Consider the following 17,968-nt stretch of genomic DNA (forward strand, 5'->3'; position numbering starts at 1 on the left):
AGGCAGCTTCGTTCGACTTGCATGTGTTAAGCACGCCGCCAGCGTTCATCCTGAGCCAGGATCAAACTCTCATATAAAAGTTTAATCTAGCCTTCTCGCTAGCTTGCATCTGTTTTCACAGATCTACTGTTTTTTAAAGGTTTTAAATTCTGTTCGAATCTAAACGTTGTTTTTTCTGAAATCTCATCAATTATTTTTTAAAATAATTAAGTTATTTTCAGGGTTGTGTGTACTGTTTAATCTTAAATTATCAAGGTTCGTTTGCTTCGCTGTTTGAAACAGCCTAGCTATTATATCAAGCTCATTTTATCTTGTCAACAACTTTTTTAAATTTGTTTAAAGTTTTTTTGAACTTTTTCTGCTCGTTTTGAGCAGCTTTGATATAATACCAAACTTTTAAATTCATGTCAACACTATTTTAACGACTTTTTTATATCCTTTTTTACGTATATCCTTATATTTTTCAAGACTTTTTACTGGTGGCTTTTTTCTATTCATGTTATAATCATCCTCATGAAAGTATTAAATAATGATTTGAAAACTTCCACATTCAAAGGCATTTATGTACTATCAGGTGATGATGAATTTTTAAAAAACAGCTATAAAAAAAGATTGAAAACGGCTATGGTAGGTGATGACCAAATGAACTATGCCTATTTTGAAGGAAAGGGGATAGATGTAGACGCTATTATTGACTTTGCCAATACGCTTCCGTTCTTTTCAGAATACAGATGTATTCTTATAGAAGAAAGTCAATGGTTTAAATCCGGAAACGATAAGTTTTTAAACTATATTTCAGATAAACCAGATAGTACAAAAATCATTTTTGTAGAAAAAGAAATCGATAAGCGTTCAAAACTCTACAAAAAGGTCAAGGATATCGGATATATCGCAGAACTCAATCATCCTACAGATGACGAGCTGAAAAATTGGGCAGGAAATATCATAAACAAAGCCGGCAAAAAAATTACTGTTTCCAACATGGATTTTTTTATTGCCAGAGTTGGAAATGATATGGAAAGAATAAAGAGCGAATTGGATAAATTACTCTCCTTTACTCTTGACAAAGATATTATAGAAGAGGAAGATATAATAGCGATAACAAGCATCAGTCTGACCAACAGAATCTTTGAGCTGGTAAAAATGATTACCAACAATAAAATCAAAGAAGCTTTGGATATATATGAGGACCTGGTAGCTTTAAAAGAGCCGTCACTAAAAATAATGATTCTTATCACAAGACAGTTTAACCAGCTGTTGCAAATCAAAGAATTGATGTCTGCAGGTTTTAACGAAAAGGATATAGCATCAAATCTGAAGCTTAATCCCTATGTAGTTAAAAATCTTATGCGTCAAGCCCGTGGTTTTGACATGGCATTGCTTTTATCCTATGTCAAAAACGCAATCGAGTTGGAAGAAGCTATAAAAAAAGGTAATATTAATGAGAAATTAGCACTTGAGTTGCTAATGCTTACACGTTAGTGCAAGTAGTTGTTGTGTATTTTCAAAAAGAGAGAGGATTTTCATGAAGTTATTAGAAGAGCGTATCAAAAAAGATGGAGTAATCAAAGAAGGTAATGTAGTAAAAGTTGATTCCTTTTTAAACCACCAAATGGATGTGGAACTCTTTTTAGAAATGGCTAAAGAGTTTAAGTCAAAGTTTGCTTCACACAATATAAACAAGATTTTGACAATAGAATCCTCAGGTATAGGTATTGCCGCAATAGCAGGACTTGAATTCGGAGTTCCTGTAGTATTTGCAAAAAAATCAAAATCAATCAATATAGACGGTGATATGTATACCGCAGAAGTTGAAAGCTTTACACATAAATGCAAAAACCAAGTAATAGTATCAAAGAAATTTTTAAGTGCTGATGACAGAGTTCTTATTATTGACGATTTTCTGGCAAACGGATGTGCACTGCAGGGACTTATCTCTATAGTAAATGAGTCGGGCGGAACAGTTGAGGGCATAGGTATTGCAATAGAAAAAGGATTCCAAAGCGGTGGACGTACTATAAGAAATCTCGGTTTCCATTTGGAGTCACTTGCAATAATTGATTCTATGGATGCCGCTACACAGAACGTAGAATTCAGACAACAGGAGGACTAGGTCTTAGACCTTTTATTTATGAAATATTTTTTTGCATCCGATATACACGGCTCGGCTTTCTATACAAAAAAAATAATAGAAAAGTATAGAGAAAGCAATGCCGACAAACTTATACTGCTCGGTGACCTCTTATATCACGGTCCAAGAAACGATCTGCCAAAGGACTACTGTCCTAAGGAAGTCTTTGCAATGCTTAATGAACTTAAAGATGACATTATTGCGGTAAGAGGAAATTGTGATTCCGAGGTCGATCAGATGGTACTTGAATTCCCAATGCAATCCGATTATTGCATCGGGAATTTTAATGACATTTACTTTTTTATAACTCACGGACATGTTTATGGAGAGGAGCATCTGCCGAAACTGCCAAAGGCGGGTGCATTCATATACGGGCATGTACATCTTCCTATAGCAAAAAAAGTCGGAGATGTTTATATATTAAATCCCGGATCGGCATCACTTCCAAAGGAACAAAATCCAAACTCCTATGCAATACTTGATAATGACCTTTTTTCTATATATGATTTTGACGGCAATGTATTAAAGGAGATAAAACTTGAGAAAAATATTTGAACTGTACGCACCATGCCACTTCGGTCTTGAGGCTATTCTAAAAAGAGAAATCATAGATATAGGCTATGATATTACAAGAGTAGAGGATGGAAGGGTGTATTTTGAAGGTGACGATGAAGCTATTGCCAGAGCCAATATGTGGCTTCGCACTACAGAAAGAGTACTGATTAAAGTTGCGGAATTTAAAGCCACAACCTTTAGTGAACTTTTTGATTCCGTTGCCGCAATACCTTGGGAAGATTATATCCCTGCCGACGGTAGGTTCTGGGTGAGTAAGGCTACTTCTATAAAAAGCAAACTCTTCTCTCCTTCCGATATCCAGTCCATAGTCAAAAAGGCTATGGTTGAGAGAATGAAAAAAATTTATAAAAAGGAATGGTTTGAAGAAACAGGCGCCGATTATCCGCTTAGAGTTTCTTTAAATAAAGATATTGTTACCATAGGACTTGATACCACCGGAGTATCTCTTCATAAAAGAGGCTACAGAACTATGACCGCCAAGGCTCCTATTACAGAAACTTTGGCTGCCGCCCTTATTATGCTTACACCATGGAAAAAAGACAGAATACTCGTCGATCCTTTCTGCGGTAGCGGTACTTTTGTAATAGAGGCCGCTATGCTGGCTGCAAATATTGCTCCCGGACTTAAAAGAGGTTTCTTAAGCGGCAAATGGTCAAATCTTATAGACAAACAAGTTTGGGATGATGCTTATGAAGAAGCAAGAGAAATGGTAAGTATCGATACAAATGTAGATATACAGGGATATGATATCGATAAATCCGTTATAGAAGCTGCCAGAAGCAATGCAACAAGAGCCGGTGTTATGGATATGTTACATTTACAATGCAGAGATGTGGCATCACTTTCTCACCCGAAGAAATATGGATTTATTATTACAAATCCGCCATATGGTGAAAGATTGGAGGAAAAAGAAAATCTTCCGGCTATTTATAAGAGTCTTGGTGACAGATATGCGGCTCTTGATTCCTGGTCACTATATCTTATCACATCGTATGAGGATGCCCAAAAATACATCGGAAAAGAAGCCGATAAAAATCGAAAGATATACAACGGTATGATGCAGACAAGGTTCTATCAGTATATGGGGCCAAAGCCACCTAAGAGAACCGGACGGGAATAACAATGAAAAAAATCATTTTTGCAACCGGGAATAAAAACAAACTTAAGGAAATCAAAGAAATTTTGCCGGGTTTTGATATCATATCCGCAAAGGATGCCGGCATATCTATTGATGTGGAGGAGACCGGAACAACATTTAAAGAAAACGCCTATATAAAGGCAAAAGCCATTTGGGATATCACCGGAGGTATTGTTCTCTCTGACGATTCCGGTTTAGAGGTGGATTACATAGGGGGAGAGCCGGGAGTATATTCTTCCAGATATATGGGAGAAGACACTTCATACAATATAAAAAATCAAAACATTATATCCAGACTGCAAAATGCGCAGGGTAATGAAAGAAGTGCAAGATTTAGAGCATGCATCTGTGCTATACTTGATGACGGTACAACTGTATTTACAGAGGGAAGTATGGAGGGACTTATAGCTCATACCATATCGGGTGAGAACGGATTCGGATATGATCCGATACTTTTTCTGCCCGAATATAATAAAACAAGTGCCGAAATAAGTCCTGAAGAAAAAAACAAGATAAGTCATAGAGGAAAAGCACTTATGGCAATGAAGAAAAAGCTAGAGGAATTTTATGAAGATACTGATTGTTAGTGACACCCATAGAATGGATGATATACTGAAAAAGGTAATAAGTAAAGAAAAGCCTTTTGATATGTTAATCCATCTTGGTGATATAGAAAGCAGCGAAACAAAAATAAGTTATATGATTGAACCTGACTGTGCCTGCCATATGGTACAGGGTAATAATGACTTCTTTTCACAACTTCCAAGAGAAAAGGAAGTAAATATAAAAAATCACAAGGCCCTTTTGGTTCACGGACACCAGTACGGCGTAAGTATGGGTGTAGATATTCTGAAAGATGAAGCTCTTTCAAGAGGATGTGATTTTGCAATGTACGGTCATACACATAGACCGTTTTACAAAACTATTGACGGGGTCACCATATTAAATCCGGGCTCTCTCGGATATCCACGACAGGCCGGACATACTCCTACTTACATGATAATGGAAGTAGCCGACAACGGTGAGTTCAATGTAGAAACAAAAGAAATATTCGGAGCATAAAACAGACCTGTGCATTTTGCACAGGCCTTTACTTTTATTCTTATTCAAGAGTTACACTTGTGATAACCTTATTGTTTACTTTAATCTTGTAGTCTTCTCCGTCTCTCTTTGTACCGCTCTTTACAATAGTTCCCGAGTTACCGAGTAATTTCACCTGATAATTTGAGTTAGGAGTTGTGATCTTCCATGTAGTCTTATTATCCTTTTCTTCTACAGAAGCCACATAACCTGTCATTGTAAGAAGCTCTCCTACAGTTCCCTTGTATACCAACTGATTATCATTGCTCTTATCAACTACAACAACCTCATATTTGTCATACTGATCAGCTTTTATATTGAGTCCTGCGATATAGAGTCTTTCATCCTTTATACCGTTGAATCCGCTTCCCTTATTTGATCCGCCTTCCTTGAAATAGAAAGTTCTGTCTTCACCGTCAAGCTTAACAGTCTGCTTTCCGTACTTCTGAGCACCGTCCTTGCCGTCTCCAAAATACATCATGCGATACTTTCCTGAAAGGAAGTCACTGTAATGAACCTTTCCTATAGCATCCACAAACTTTTCCTGAGTAGAATAAGGAACCGCTTTGTTTCCTGCACCGAGTTTATCTACAAACTCTGTAGTAGAATACTTTCCGTTATCAAGAAGCTTCATCTCAAACAATCCAAGTCCTGATATCATACCGCCCTTATCATCAAAAGCATACTTCTTTCCGTTAATGCTCTTTATCTCATTTGCACTGATATGACCTTTTCCGTCAGCATAGTACCAAGCTGTTCCGTCCTCTTCCCATTTACCTTTGTTGAGGAAGTATCCCGGAACCACCTTGAACCATCCCTTGGTAGACTTTGCTCCGTCCTCAGGTGTAGCAAAGTACATAAAACTCTCTGTATAGTCAGCTCTTGCCGATCTTGAAACTGCTGTAGAAGGTGTGGCTTCTGTATACCAGCTTGCAATCATTCTGCCGTACTCATCAAAACCGTACTTCTTTCCATTGATTGTCTTACCGAGATTACCGGTTTCCTTCTTGCCTGATTCCTTAAAGTAGAACCATCTTACCTGATCTGTATCCCAGTAATCTATATTAGGCTGCTCTTCCATTGTTCTCGCATTATCATCATGAACAAGTATCTCTCTCCAGCCTGTAGTCATAGCTCCGTCATTCTCATCACCGAAATAGTACTTTGCATTCTGCCATGCATCCTGATCTGTCAATCTTTCACCCTGTGAAACCCATCCGTAAAGCATTCTGCCTTCAAGATCAAAAGCATATTTCTTTCCGTTGATAGTTTTTAATGTAACATCACTTGTTGTGGAATCACTTCTCTTAAACGCCTTACCGTTTTCTCCAAAGTAGTACCACCACTGATCAGGTTCGTTTTCATCGTAGTCATTGGTATTCGGTATAGCCACCCATCTGTTCTTTACCATTGCACCGTTGATATCTACATAGTATGTAGCATTTCCGTCATCGATAAGAGCATCTGTTGCCATATCTCCCATATCATCAAGGTAATACCAATACTCCCCTGACTGCTGCCACTTCTGGGATACTTTTTCTTCATTCTTATCATAGTATACCCATGTACCGTTTTCCTGCTGCCAACCTGTTGCGGCAAAAGATGTCATTGCACCTGCAATACTCATAGCGCCCACAAGTATCGCCAGCTTTGTCCTCTTCCTCATTTATTTCTCCCTCATAATCTATTGATATAAGTTCATATGCCAATGTACACATTCGCTTAATCTGTTTTTATTTTATCAGATGAAAAAGAAATTTTAAAGCTTTTTTGTAAAATTTATATATATTTTTACGTATTTTATTAATTTTATACAAGCACTCGTGTTTGAAATTTATTTCTTCAAGTTGTATACAGATTTTATGTCTTTTAATCTGTATTTATTTGCTAAAATATATATATTTTTTATATAGCAGGCAACTTTCAATCCTCTTAAGTTAGTAAAACCTAACTAAATTAAGAAAATCTATACACTCGTTTACTTTAAATCCCTACATTTACACAAAGAAGAAGAGAGCACTAACCTTTCACATTAATGCTCTCTTCAAAATATTCCTGGTTCCATCGATTAATCCTCGCTTTCATAAAGAACCTTTTTTCTATATTTCTGATGTCCTATCACGATTTTACCGGACATTCTATAGATGTTCCTATTCAGTTTTTAAGTTTTATCCCTCCTATAAGCTTTCTTTCACATCTAATACATGGTTGTTATCAATCTATCTACACGGTCCATCTCTCATTCAAATTCTACTTTCTCGTCATAAAACTTGTATGAGTACTATCCTAACCGATTTTTCAGATAGTAACTTTTAGAGTCTTCAATAATATATTATCTCATCAATCTTCTTATAGGTTCCGGATTAGATCAAAGTCTAATCATTACTTAAGTTTTCTTTGGACTGTACCTCTCTTTCTTAAATTTCCACTTTTAAAGTCTTTCTACTTTTTCCCTGTGGATATGCATTCATCAAACTTTTAAGAATATATTCTCTCTTTGTTTATGTCTACAGTATATCAGATATTTTATTTATGTCAATACTATTTTCTTATATTTTTGATATTTTTATTATTTTATTTTATTATTTACTTTAAATAAGTATTTAAATCTGTGTTAATTATGTATATTGTTTTAATTATCTGAATATTATATATAATTTAAATAACTCTTTAAAGCAAAAAGAGCCTCAGAAAACTTAATTTCCAAGACTCTCTTTTTCTAAAAATCTTCCCTTATTATCTCCCACACAGCTTCTATACTATGCTTATTCTTTACATAGTCATCTGCTGCCTTGCTCATATTTTTAAGAGCTTCTTTGTCGTTATAAAGTGTAACGCATTTGTTCACAAAATCACCCGGCTCATCTGCGACAAGCATTTGATTATATGAGTTGTCTATACCCTCTGCTCCCACACCTGTGGTTATTACAGGGTCATTGTAGTATAGAGCCTCTATTACCTTGCCCTTTACTCCTGCTCCGTATCTTAGAGGTACCACAACAAGTCTTACCTTCTCATACAGTTCTTTCAGCTCTTCTTCACTGACAAAGCCTTTAAATATAATTCCTTTAGCTTCATTGTGAAGAGCCTTTATCTCGTCCGTAGCATTGGAACCGACTATATAAAAAGGTGCTTTTATCTGTGCATAGATTTCATCCCACATATTATCAAGGAAATACTTCAATGCATCTGCATTTGGCGGATGTGAAAATCCTCCCACAAACAGTACACCTTCTCTGATATCGGGATTGTAGTCAATATTGCCAAACTTTTCAAAAACATAGGCTGTAATTGCTTTGGCATTTATCTTCTTGTCAAAGGTATGTATATAGTCCACCTCAACATTTGAAGGATAATAGCTTATGCTTGCCTTTCTCATCAGGTCAAGCTCCATACTCTTCCAATATGCACTGGCATTTTTTCTTTCCACATCACCTGTAAGCTCATACTCTCTTCTTTCACGCAGGAAGTGTAAGTCATGACCATAGTATATTACCTTGATATCTGTTTTTTCTTTGATAAAGTCAATATACTTTGTGGCTATATGCGGTCTGTTAAGATATGCAATATCAATATTTGACCGGTTGTTTTCGATCCATTCAAATATATTTGTTCTCATCTCATTGCCGTATAGCACCTCTACGCCCATTTGTTCAAGTATGGAAGTATATGGCTCGGACTTGGCAAAGTTATCAGGCAAAAACTTGACCACATAACCTCTTTCTATAAACATCTTTATATACTGGAAGGTGGTCTTTGAACCTGCGTCCTTATCAAAGGTCGGAACATAGTGATCCACAAAGAGAATCACCTTTTTACCTCTGCTTCTTTCTCTGGCTCTGAATGCATTCGGTACACCCACATTGTCGTACTGGTTTTTGAACTCCTCACTCCATTTTTCCTGAAGTTTTTTATTGTTCTCTACCTGATATCTCTTAAGACCTGTACCGTTGACATCCGTACCGTTTGATACTCCCTCAAAGTGAGTTACCACACTGAGCGGCTGATATACCACTCTTAAACCTCTTTTTCTCACTTCAAAGGCAAGGTCGGAATCCTCGCAATATGCAGGTGCATATCTCTCATCAAATCCTCCGATTTCTTCCCAGAGTTTTCTGCTAAGCATTATTGCGGCACCGGATATATAATCCACATCTCTTACATAATTGTACTCAGGTTTATTCGGATCATCACATCTTCCATAGTTCCAGCCGCTTCCGTCACTCCATATGATTCCGCCGGCCTCCTGCAGTCTGCCGTCAGGATATATAAGTTTTGAACCTACCATCCCTATACTCTCATCAGACTCAAGCAGTCTTATCAGAGGTGGCAACCAATCCTTTTGTACGGTTGTATCATTGTTTAAGAAGAATATATACTCGCCTCTTGCCTTTTTTGCGGCATTATTGCAATTCTTTAAAAATCCCTGATTGCTTTCATTTCTTGCAATTACAAGCCCGCTTACGAATTTGTCAATTTCCTTTGTCGCATCTGTGGATACATCATCAGCAATAATTATCTCATAGTCAAAGCTTTCGGTATTTTCAAGAATTGACACCAGACAGGCATATGTATAATGTATTTGATTGTATACCGGTATAATAATACTTACCTTAGGATTTTCCACATATGGGAAGTTTATCTTACCCTTTTCCCTGTATAGATCACCTATCTTAAATTCACCCTCTATAAGGTTTCTTCCCTGTTCCGAATGGGTCAGCTTAAAATACTTTATAGGGTGGAAAATACACATAAGTCTGTAGTTTAACTTCTTTCTTTCCACGCTTCCTTTAGGATATTTCTTATTATAAACAGTACTTAGCTTCCTTCTGATCCTGAACGGAATAGAAAGATTGTTATTATAAACATTTAAAGTCTTTGCAAGCTCTTCATTCTCATGCCTTAAATTATCTATTATGATGCCCAGATTGTTTACATGATTATCTGTAAGTGTCTTAAGCCTGTTCATCTCTTTTATGGCAAGCTCTCTGTCTTTATTGATTTCAGTAAGCTCATTTATCTTATTTTTTGCATGCGGCAATTCGGCAAGTGCTACCAATCCCTCGTTTAGAGTTTCATGGCTTACAGTCTCTACAAAGTAATTATCCAGATAAACCTCCTGGTAATCTCCATGTATATAATCCTGAAATCTTCTTTCGATAAAGTCCATTCCGTCAATATCATCTATACAAAAACTTGCCATAAAATCAGTTTCAGTCAAACTGAATTTATCCCGAATCTTATTTGAATTGTTTTGATAGAAGCTGTGTAATGCACGGTATTTTATAAAGAGTTCTCTATCCTTTATAAAATCCATTGACTCGTCAAATATCCACTCGCAGTCTATTGCGGTAAGCTTATCTCCGTCCAATATAAAATTATCAAATATTGCATCCAGATTAAGAGCATCCTCATCCACTATCTTTTTAAGATAATCTTTAACGCCTTCTATAAATCCGTCAATATCTTTTTTTATGCAGTCCTCACAAAGCCTGCTTAAAGACTTTCCCTTTACAAAAGGAAAGTTTATCTCTCCGGCATTTTTAAAAGTTCCTTCAAGAACTGTTACGCTGTCATTTTTAATTCGCTTTGCGCCGTCATACATACCCAATATATGTGGAATACCCTCTTTTTTCAAAGCGGACTTTACGACATACTTTTTACCTTCTCTAAGTCTGATTTCCGTCTTTATCTGATATTTTGGGAGTCTGGTTCTGTTGTATTTGATATAGATATTCTCCTCATTTCCACCGGCAACTATAATATATGAGTTTGCAAAGCTGTCGAAATCTCCTGTTTTTGCAGCCTGTGAAAATCTTTCTCCGATATCTTTCAGTGCAAATCTTGGATAATCATACGCCTTTATCTGTGAAAGCTCCCCTGCTCCCTGCATCTCCTTGTCTGAGAAAAGCTTATACACATATCTATAGTTCGGATATGGATAGTATGTGGAATGCTCGCCGATCCACTCTCTTACAGCTTTTACACTTAAAGCTTCTTTATCTCCAAAATCCTCTTCAAAGTAGTTCATTCCGTATTTATTATCAAATATCAAAACCAGCTTCGTGTTCGGCTTTTGTTTTGTCATTAACTTTGATACCATATCGCTGCCATAGGCAATAACTGTATCAAAATCATTAAAATTTATGCTCTCAAAATCAGCTATATATTCTATATCAATACCGAAAACAGCCTGTACACTTCCAAGCCTTTCCAACTCATCTTCATAAATATACACCTTTGATTTTTTACATAAATCATCCAATATAGCTATTTGACTTCCTAAAAATAATGTCTTACCCTTTATATCTATCCATTCCGTGTTTCCAAGGGATAGGGATGAAAAGAAAGACAAATTTTCCAAACCGGGATTTTCTTTCAAAAGACTATATTCATCTTTTCCATACTTTTTTGAAAGTTCTAAAAGACTCATTTTCTCTCCCTTTTAATTACTCTTTTGAGTAAGATTTACTTTTGATTCCATATCATAAACACCCACAGTATTCTTGTTTGAAATAACTGTTATGAATGTAACATCATAGAGTCTGTGATATACAACATGTGTACCGTTTTCAAATCCGGTACAGCTCATACTTAGAAGATACTCTCCACCCTGTAGAGTCATTTTCTGCTTGAATTCCACAACCGCTTCATCACCCGGCTTTACAGGTTTTACTTCCACTCCTTCAAACATGGTATTTGTACCGCTAAGTTCCGTTCCTTTTTTATCTTTAATGGTGAATGTAAATATAGGAGATTCGATATTTGCATTAAACCTTATCTTTTCTCTGATGGTAAACTCTTCTCCCTTAAGCAAAAGATTTGTAAGCTCTCCCTTGGAATCTAAAAGTCCCAAATCGTATATCTCGGCCCTACCGTCACCATACTCTGTTTTATTCGGATTGATGGAGATTTTTTCTTTCATAAGACCGTGATATTCTTTTGCATGTGTCTTATTGATATCATTGTTTAATTCCATCATATCTGAGAAATTACTGTCAAGTCTCTTTGCAAGATCTGATTCCAAATCATCCATTCTTCCTGCCAGGATCTTCTTATACAGATCCACCATTTCTCCTGCAGGACCTTCCGCCAAAAACTCTCCTTTATTTAAAAGTATAACCTTATCACAGTACTTTATTACGCTTCCCATATCATGGGTTACCATCAATATTGTAGTACCGGTCTTTCTTATCTCTTCCATTCTTCTGTAGCATTTGGCCTGGAAGAAAACGTCTCCTACTGAAAGTGCCTCATCAACTATCAAAATCTCAGGCTCTACATTTATTGCAAGTGCAAATGCAAGCCTTACAAACATACCTGATGAATATGTCTTTACCGGCTGATACACAAAGTCACCTATATCGGCAAACTCTAAGATCTCAGGAAGCTTTGCCTCCATCTGCTCTCTGCTAAAGCCCATCATAGTTCCGTTCATATATATATTTTCAATACCGGTATAGTCCATATTAAAGCCCGCACCAAGCTCTAAAAGTGCGGAAATATTTCCGTCAACTTCCACACTTCCTGTAGTCGGATTTAATACTCCGGTTATGATTTTTAATATAGTTGACTTTCCCGATCCGTTTGTTCCTATAATTCCCACTGTAGAACCCTTTTCTACAGAGAATGATATTTTATCCAAGGCAAAGAATTCCTTGTGATATTTTTTGTGTGTAAGGGAAATACTCTCCTTTAACCTGTCTATAGGCTTATCATACAGTCTGTAGATTTTGGTAACATCACAGACATTTATCGCTAAATTGCTCTGCATACTTCTCCTTATAATACATCTGAAAAATGTGGTCGTAACTTATTAAACATTCTAAGTCCTATAAATAACAGTATTACGGTAACCACCCAAAAATATACTGTAAGCCCCGGTCTCTCAAAGAAAAAGTTTCCTCTGAGTATGCTGTCTCTGTATCCGACCACAATATAATATACCGGATTTAATTTCATTATCTTTTCAACCTTTGCAGGGAAATATGCGAACATTGTCGGATCCCACATTATAGGTGTCATCCACATTCCAAACTGTAATGCAATTCCCACTATCTGTGACATATCCTTAAAGAATACATTTATTGCACAGGTTATATATATTATTGCAAGTGCAAATATTGACAAGCAGAAACTGTAATACACTATTCCTATCCAACTTACCATAGGTAATCTGCCGAATGCCAAAGTCATTGTTATCATTATCACAACAAAGATTCCATGTACTATAAGGCATGAAATCACCTTGATAACGGGCAGTATGGATACATTAAACACTACTTTCTTTACAAGATAATTGTATTCTGAAAGCACCGAGGTTCCGAGGTTTAGAGTCTCCGCAAAGAAAAACCATGGCACAATGCCCGGAACCAGCCAAACCACATATGGAACTCCGGGTACAGGAGGTGTACTCTTAAATCCCATCTGGAAGATCAAAAAGTATATAAGTACGGTAACTACAGGCTGAACAAACATCCATGCAATGCCAAAATAGGACCCGACAAAGCGTTTCTTAAAATCAGCCTTTGCCAAATCCCATATGATTGCTCTTGATTTTAATATTTCTCGTATAAGCGATATTATATTCATATCTTTTTCCATTCATTATTTTTTACAAAGTTTTATTAATAAATATATCAGGATTCCCGTGAACTCACAGGATTCCATTATTAAAATCAATCAAACTTAAATGTTTCTTTAAGGCCTTTCCACTTTGTATCCTTATCAGACATTATCAGCTCAATTCCGTCTACAGGCCAGTCAATTCCTATATCCGGATCATTGTATATAAGACCGCCCTCATCATTTGGATGATAGAAGTCTGTACATTTGTATGCAAACACCGCCTCATCTGAGAGTACCACAAAACCGTGTGCAAAACCCTCAGGTATATAGAACTGCTTCTTATTTTCATCTGAAAGACGTACTCCGAAGTACTTTCCGAATGTCTTTGAATTCTTTCTAAGATCCACAGCAACATCATAAACTTCACCGCTTAAAACTCTTACAAGTTTGCCCTGTGGATGCTCCTTTTGGAAATGAAGTCCGCGAAGCACTCCCTTTGATGACTTTGACTGATTGTCCTGTACAAAGACCATATCAAGTCCCGCTTCTTTGAAGTCGTTCTGATTATATGTTTCTACAAAATATCCTCTGTCATCTTTAAATACTGTAGGAGTGATTACACATAACCCCTCTATTTCACATCTCTCTACTGTGATTTTTCCCATATTAATACACCTCGTTGTTTTAGCTTTATTACTGTTCTAAATTATACTTCACAGTAGTATTTCAGTCAAATACGAACGTAAAAAAAGCCACCAAATAGTGGCTTTCTCTTATATTTTATTTATTCATTGCCGCATCAAAGGCTTCCAGTGCTTCCTTTTGTTCCTTTGTAAGCTTTGTAGGTACCGATACCACCAAGGTTATGTAGTGGTCACCTCTGTTATTTTTATTTCTAAGGAAAGGTACTCCCTTGCCTTTTAATCTTACTCTTGTATCTGTCTGAGTTCCGGCTTTTACCGCCACTTCCACTTCACCGTCTACAGTCTTTACTCTGATACTGCCGCCAAGTGCAGCCTTTGCAAAGCTTATAGGCACTGTTGAGAAAATATTGGTATCCTGGCGCTTAAAGATAGGATGAGGACTTACGACCGCCTCTACAAGCAAATCTCCTCTCGGACCGCCGTTTATTCCCGGTTCTCCGCCTCCTGCCATTCTTATAGACATACCGTTATCTATACCTGCAGGTATATCCACCTCAAAGCTCTTCTTCTTTTGAATATATGCCTTACCGTTACAATCAGGACATTTGTCCTTAATAATTTTTCCTGTACCGTTACATTCAGGACATGTCTTTACATTCTGCATAGTGCCAAACAATGTCTGCTGTGAATATATCACCTGACCTTTTCCGTTACACTTCGGACAGGTTGTAGGCGATGTACCCGGCTTTGCTCCCGAACCGTGACATGTAGCACATTCTTCCTTGAAGTTTACCTTAATTTCCTTCTTACATCCGAAAACACCCTCTTCAAAGGTAAGTCTTACAGACGCTCTTACATTTGCTCCCTTCATCGGACCTGTTCTTGTGGCTCTGCTTCCGCCGCCGCCAAACATACCTCCAAAGAGATCTCCGAAAATATCATCACCGCCAAAATCAAATCCGGAGAAGCCTCCGAATCCGCCGGCTCCGGCACCTGCTCCACCATCAAAGGCAGCATGACCGAATTGGTCATACTGTCTTCTCTTATCAGGATCGCTTAGCACTGAATAGGCTTCACTGGCCTCCTTGAACTTCTTTTCAGCCTCAGGATTATCAGGATTTGAATCCGGATGATATTTTTTTGCCAGCGCTCTATATGCCTTTTTTATTGCAGAGTCATCAGCGTTCTTATCCACGCCAAGTACTTCATAGTAATCTCTTTTACTCTCTGCCATCAGTTGCTCTCCTTATTATACCTCTTTAAAATCACCGTCTATAACATCGTCATTTGAAGATGTACCTGCATCCTGTGCTCCTGTTGTATCAGCTGTTGCACCTGCATTCTGTGCCGCACCGGCCTGCTCATATACCTTTGCAAAAAGCTTCTGAGCACTTTCCATAAGCTTCTCTTTGCCTGCCTTGATATCATTTATCTGATCATCTGTCATAGCATCGATAGGTGCTCTGTTGATAGCCTCTTTCAATGCAGTAAGATCAGCCTCAACTGCAGCCTTGTCATTTGCATCAAGATTGTCACCAACCTCTTTTAGAGCATTCTCTGTCTGGAATACTATAGAGTCGGCTTCATTTCTTGCATCAATGCCTTCTTTTCTCTTCTTATCCTGTGCCTCAAACTCTGCAGCTTCTTTTACAGCCTTGTCGATATCACTATCTGACATATTTGAACCTGCTGTAATTGTGATATGCTGCTCCTTACCTGTTCCAAGGTCTTTTGCAGATACATTAACGATACCGTTTGCATCAATATCAAATGTAACCTCTATCTGTGGAACACCTCTTCTTGCAGGTAAAATACCGTCAAGTCTGAACTGTCCTAAAGTCTTGTTATCTCTTGCAAACTGTCTCTCACCCTGTACTACATGGATGTCAACAGCTTCCTGATTGTCTGCAGCTGTAGAGAATATCTGGCTCTTCTTTGTAGGTATTGTAGTATTTCTCTCGATAAGTCTTGTAGCTACACCACCCATTGTCTCGATTGAAAGTGAAAGCGGAGTAACGTCAAGAAGCAATACATCTCCTGAGCCTGCTTCTCCGGAAAGCTTACCGCCCTGAATACCTGCACCGATTGCAACACCTTCATCAGGGTTGATGCTCTTTGAAGGCTCCATACCTGTAAGGGCTTTTACCTTCTCCTGTGCATTGATCATTCTTGTAGATCCACCTACAAGCAATACCTTTCCAAGATCGCTTGCTGTGATACCTGCATCCTTAAGAGCATTCTGTACAGGTACAGCTGTTCTTTCAATAAGGTCAAGTGTAAGCTCGTCAAACTTAGCTCTTGTAAGAGTAATATCAAGGTGCTTCGGTCCCTCTGCTGTTGCAGTGATAAACGGAAGGTTGATATTTGTTGTTGTTGCTGTTGAAAGCTCTTTTTTAGCCTTCTCTGCAGCTTCTCTAAGTCTTTGAAGTGCCATCTTATCTGTTGAAAGATCCACACCCTCTGCCTTCTTAAACTCACTTACAAGCCAATCTGTAATCTTATTATCAAAGTCGTCACCACCAAGATGTGTATCACCGTTTGTAGCCAAAACTTCTATAACTCCGTCACCGATCTCAATAATTGAAACATCGAATGTACCGCCACCAAGGTCATATACCATAATCTTTTGCTCAGCATCATTGTCAAGACCGTAAGCAAGAGCTGCAGCTGTAGGCTCGTTGATAATTCTCTTTACATCAAGACCTGCAATCTTACCTGCATCCTTTGTAGCCTGACGCTGTGCATCGTTGAAATATGCAGGAACAGTGATAACAGCCTCTGTAACCTTCTCACCTAAATAGCTCTCGGCATCAGCCTTAAGCTTCTGAAGAATCATTGCTGAAATCTCCTGTGGTGTGTATGACTTACCGTCTATAGTTACCTTATAATCTGTACCCATATGTCTCTTAATTGAAGAGATTGTTCTGTCTGCATTTGTAACTGCCTGACGCTTTGCAGGCTCACCTATAAGTCTCTCACCTGTCTTTGTAAATGCTACAACTGAAGGTGTTGTTCTTGAACCTTCAGAGTTTGGAATAACTACAGGCTTTCCACCCTCCATAACTGCTACACAGCTGTTTGTTGTACCTAAATCTATACCAATAATCTTACCCATTATCTTATCCTCCTAATAAATCAAAATTTATATTTTCTAAATTTATATAAAATATTTCACTCTGCTTAAGCAAAGCAAAATATAGTCTCAAAAATTAATTTGCAACCTTTACCATGCTATGTCTAAGAACACTGTCCTTGTACATATATCCCTTTAAAAGTTCCTCAGCAACCACATTTTCACCTAAGCTTTCGTCTTCTATATGCATTACCGCATTATGTAAGTTAGGATCAAATTCTTTGCCCACACAATCAATCGGCTTAACTCCCAAATCCTCAAGAGTCTTTGTCATTTGATTGTATATCATTGCTATTCCGTCGGCAAAGGCTTTGCCTTCACCCTCTGAAGGTGTTGCAAGCATTGCTCTTTCAAAGTTGTCAACTACCGGCAAAAGTTTTTCCGCCACACTTCTTGCTCCCATATCAAACATAGTAGCTTTTTCTTTTTCACTTCTTTTTCTGAAATTATCAAACTCCGCCATGCTTCTTTTAAGTCTGTCTGTCAAATCCGCAATGGCAAGGTCTTTTTTATCAGGCTTTCCTTCAAGATTTTCATCACTGAAAGCTTCCTCCACCTCAGCCTCCATAGCTGCAGCCTTTGCCGCCGCCTCCTCAGGTGTCTCTTCGGCTTCCTCAACAAATTCCCCTGTCTCTTCGCCTTCTAAAACCTCTTTGTTCTCTTCCTGTTCTCTTTTTAAATCTTTTTCTTTCACAGCC

At 37.7% G+C, this 17,968-nt stretch carries 14 protein-coding genes and 1 rRNA gene; 6 read left to right on the forward strand and 9 right to left on the reverse strand.

Features of this window, described 5'->3' with window-relative positions; translation table 11 throughout:
- Window positions 1-77, reverse strand: a 16S ribosomal RNA gene (locus SBH76_RS11835); the annotation flags it as partial.
- 436 nt (window positions 78-513) lie between these two features.
- Here SBH76_RS11835 and holA point away from each other — a divergent pair.
- From holA to SBH76_RS11865, 6 genes are read left to right on the forward strand one after another with little or no spacing between them, the layout of a single operon-like run.
- The gene (gene holA / locus SBH76_RS11840; protein WP_314099584.1) at window positions 514-1,482 is read left to right on the forward strand and encodes a DNA polymerase III subunit delta; all 969 of its coding nucleotides are present in this window, start codon (window positions 514-516) and stop codon (window positions 1,480-1,482) included.
- 43 nt (window positions 1,483-1,525) lie between these two features.
- Entirely contained in the window at window positions 1,526-2,113 is a 588-nt protein-coding gene (locus SBH76_RS11845) for a xanthine phosphoribosyltransferase (protein ID WP_007595124.1), read from the forward strand.
- An 18-nt stretch (window positions 2,114-2,131) separates the two neighbouring features.
- Complete coding sequence (gene yfcE, locus SBH76_RS11850) at window positions 2,132-2,686, forward strand: phosphodiesterase (RefSeq protein WP_034211088.1); 555 nt, start codon at window positions 2,132-2,134, stop codon at window positions 2,684-2,686.
- Window positions 2,670-3,827 carry a THUMP domain-containing class I SAM-dependent RNA methyltransferase gene (locus SBH76_RS11855; protein ID WP_314099588.1) on the forward strand — a complete coding sequence of 386 codons (1,158 nt, stop codon included), beginning with the start codon at window positions 2,670-2,672 and terminating at the stop codon, window positions 3,825-3,827. The genes yfcE and SBH76_RS11855 overlap by 17 nt, the downstream gene beginning before the upstream one ends.
- A gap of 2 nt (window positions 3,828-3,829) precedes the next feature.
- Window positions 3,830-4,432: an RdgB/HAM1 family non-canonical purine NTP pyrophosphatase gene (rdgB, locus tag SBH76_RS11860; RefSeq protein ID WP_007595120.1), complete on the forward strand. Its 603-nt coding sequence runs from the start codon at window positions 3,830-3,832 to the stop codon at window positions 4,430-4,432.
- Window positions 4,413-4,907, forward strand: a complete 495-nt coding sequence (locus SBH76_RS11865) for a metallophosphoesterase family protein (protein ID WP_314099590.1) — start codon at window positions 4,413-4,415, stop codon at window positions 4,905-4,907. Before rdgB ends, SBH76_RS11865 begins: the two co-directional genes overlap by 20 nt.
- Before the next feature lie 40 nt (window positions 4,908-4,947).
- Here SBH76_RS11865 and SBH76_RS11870 read toward each other — a convergent pair whose 3' ends face one another.
- The 8 genes from SBH76_RS11870 to grpE all read right to left on the reverse strand — a co-directional run bounded on the left by SBH76_RS11870 (window position 4,948) and on the right by grpE (window position 17,964).
- A complete protein-coding gene (locus tag SBH76_RS11870) occupies window positions 4,948-6,591 on the reverse strand; it encodes an N-acetylmuramoyl-L-alanine amidase family protein (RefSeq protein WP_317977955.1) in 1,644 nt (547 codons plus the stop codon).
- A 1,053-nt stretch (window positions 6,592-7,644) separates the two neighbouring features.
- Window positions 7,645-11,358, reverse strand: coding sequence for a glycosyltransferase (locus tag SBH76_RS11875; protein WP_317977956.1), 3,714 nt, complete (start codon window positions 11,356-11,358; stop codon window positions 7,645-7,647).
- 12 nt (window positions 11,359-11,370) lie between these two features.
- Window positions 11,371-12,699, reverse strand: a complete 1,329-nt coding sequence (locus SBH76_RS11880) for an ABC transporter ATP-binding protein (RefSeq protein WP_317977957.1) — start codon at window positions 12,697-12,699, stop codon at window positions 11,371-11,373.
- 8 nt (window positions 12,700-12,707) lie between these two features.
- On the reverse strand, window positions 12,708-13,517 hold the full coding sequence (locus SBH76_RS11885) for an ABC transporter permease (RefSeq protein ID WP_317977958.1): 810 nt from the start codon (window positions 13,515-13,517) through the stop codon (window positions 12,708-12,710).
- Window positions 13,518-13,603: 86 nt separating this feature from the next.
- Entirely contained in the window at window positions 13,604-14,158 is a 555-nt protein-coding gene (gene rfbC, locus SBH76_RS11890; protein WP_007595110.1) for a dTDP-4-dehydrorhamnose 3,5-epimerase, read from the reverse strand.
- A 115-nt stretch (window positions 14,159-14,273) separates the two neighbouring features.
- Window positions 14,274-15,371: a molecular chaperone DnaJ gene (gene dnaJ, locus SBH76_RS11895; RefSeq protein WP_315036791.1), complete on the reverse strand. Its 1,098-nt coding sequence runs from the start codon at window positions 15,369-15,371 to the stop codon at window positions 14,274-14,276.
- A gap of 15 nt (window positions 15,372-15,386) precedes the next feature.
- On the reverse strand, window positions 15,387-17,252 hold the full coding sequence (gene dnaK, locus SBH76_RS11900; protein WP_007595106.1) for a molecular chaperone DnaK: 1,866 nt from the start codon (window positions 17,250-17,252) through the stop codon (window positions 15,387-15,389).
- A gap of 94 nt (window positions 17,253-17,346) precedes the next feature.
- Window positions 17,347-17,964 (reverse strand): nucleotide exchange factor GrpE, encoded by a 618-nt coding sequence (grpE, locus tag SBH76_RS11905; protein WP_007595105.1) that lies wholly within the window; start codon window positions 17,962-17,964, stop codon window positions 17,347-17,349.
- Window positions 17,965-17,968 lie beyond the last annotated feature (4 nt).

The sequence above is a fragment of the Lachnoanaerobaculum sanguinis genome, from assembly GCF_033242365.1.
Lineage (GTDB): Bacteria > Bacillota > Clostridia > Lachnospirales > Lachnospiraceae > Lachnoanaerobaculum > Lachnoanaerobaculum sanguinis.

Excerpts from the sequence above, each read along its gene's own strand:
- holA (WP_314099584.1), top strand. The coding sequence starts at position 514 with ATGAAAGTATTAAATAATGATTTGAAAACTTCCACATTCAAAGGCATT.
- SBH76_RS11845 (WP_007595124.1), top strand. The coding sequence starts at position 1,526 with ATGAAGTTATTAGAAGAGCGTATCAAAAAAGATGGAGTAATCAAAGAA.
- yfcE (WP_034211088.1), top strand. The coding sequence starts at position 2,132 with ATGAAATATTTTTTTGCATCCGATATACACGGCTCGGCTTTCTATACA.
- rdgB (WP_007595120.1), top strand. The coding sequence starts at position 3,830 with ATGAAAAAAATCATTTTTGCAACCGGGAATAAAAACAAACTTAAGGAA.
- SBH76_RS11865 (WP_314099590.1), top strand. The coding sequence starts at position 4,413 with ATGAAGATACTGATTGTTAGTGACACCCATAGAATGGATGATATACTG.
- SBH76_RS11870 (WP_317977955.1), bottom strand. The coding sequence starts at position 6,591 with ATGAGGAAGAGGACAAAGCTGGCGATACTTGTGGGCGCTATGAGTATT.
- SBH76_RS11875 (WP_317977956.1), bottom strand. The coding sequence starts at position 11,358 with ATGAGTCTTTTAGAACTTTCAAAAAAGTATGGAAAAGATGAATATAGT.
- SBH76_RS11880 (WP_317977957.1), bottom strand. The coding sequence starts at position 12,699 with ATGCAGAGCAATTTAGCGATAAATGTCTGTGATGTTACCAAAATCTAC.
- SBH76_RS11885 (WP_317977958.1), bottom strand. The coding sequence starts at position 13,517 with ATGAATATAATATCGCTTATACGAGAAATATTAAAATCAAGAGCAATC.
- rfbC (WP_007595110.1), bottom strand. The coding sequence starts at position 14,158 with ATGGGAAAAATCACAGTAGAGAGATGTGAAATAGAGGGGTTATGTGTA.
- dnaJ (WP_315036791.1), bottom strand. The coding sequence starts at position 15,371 with ATGGCAGAGAGTAAAAGAGATTACTATGAAGTACTTGGCGTGGATAAG.
- dnaK (WP_007595106.1), bottom strand. The coding sequence starts at position 17,252 with ATGGGTAAGATTATTGGTATAGATTTAGGTACAACAAACAGCTGTGTA.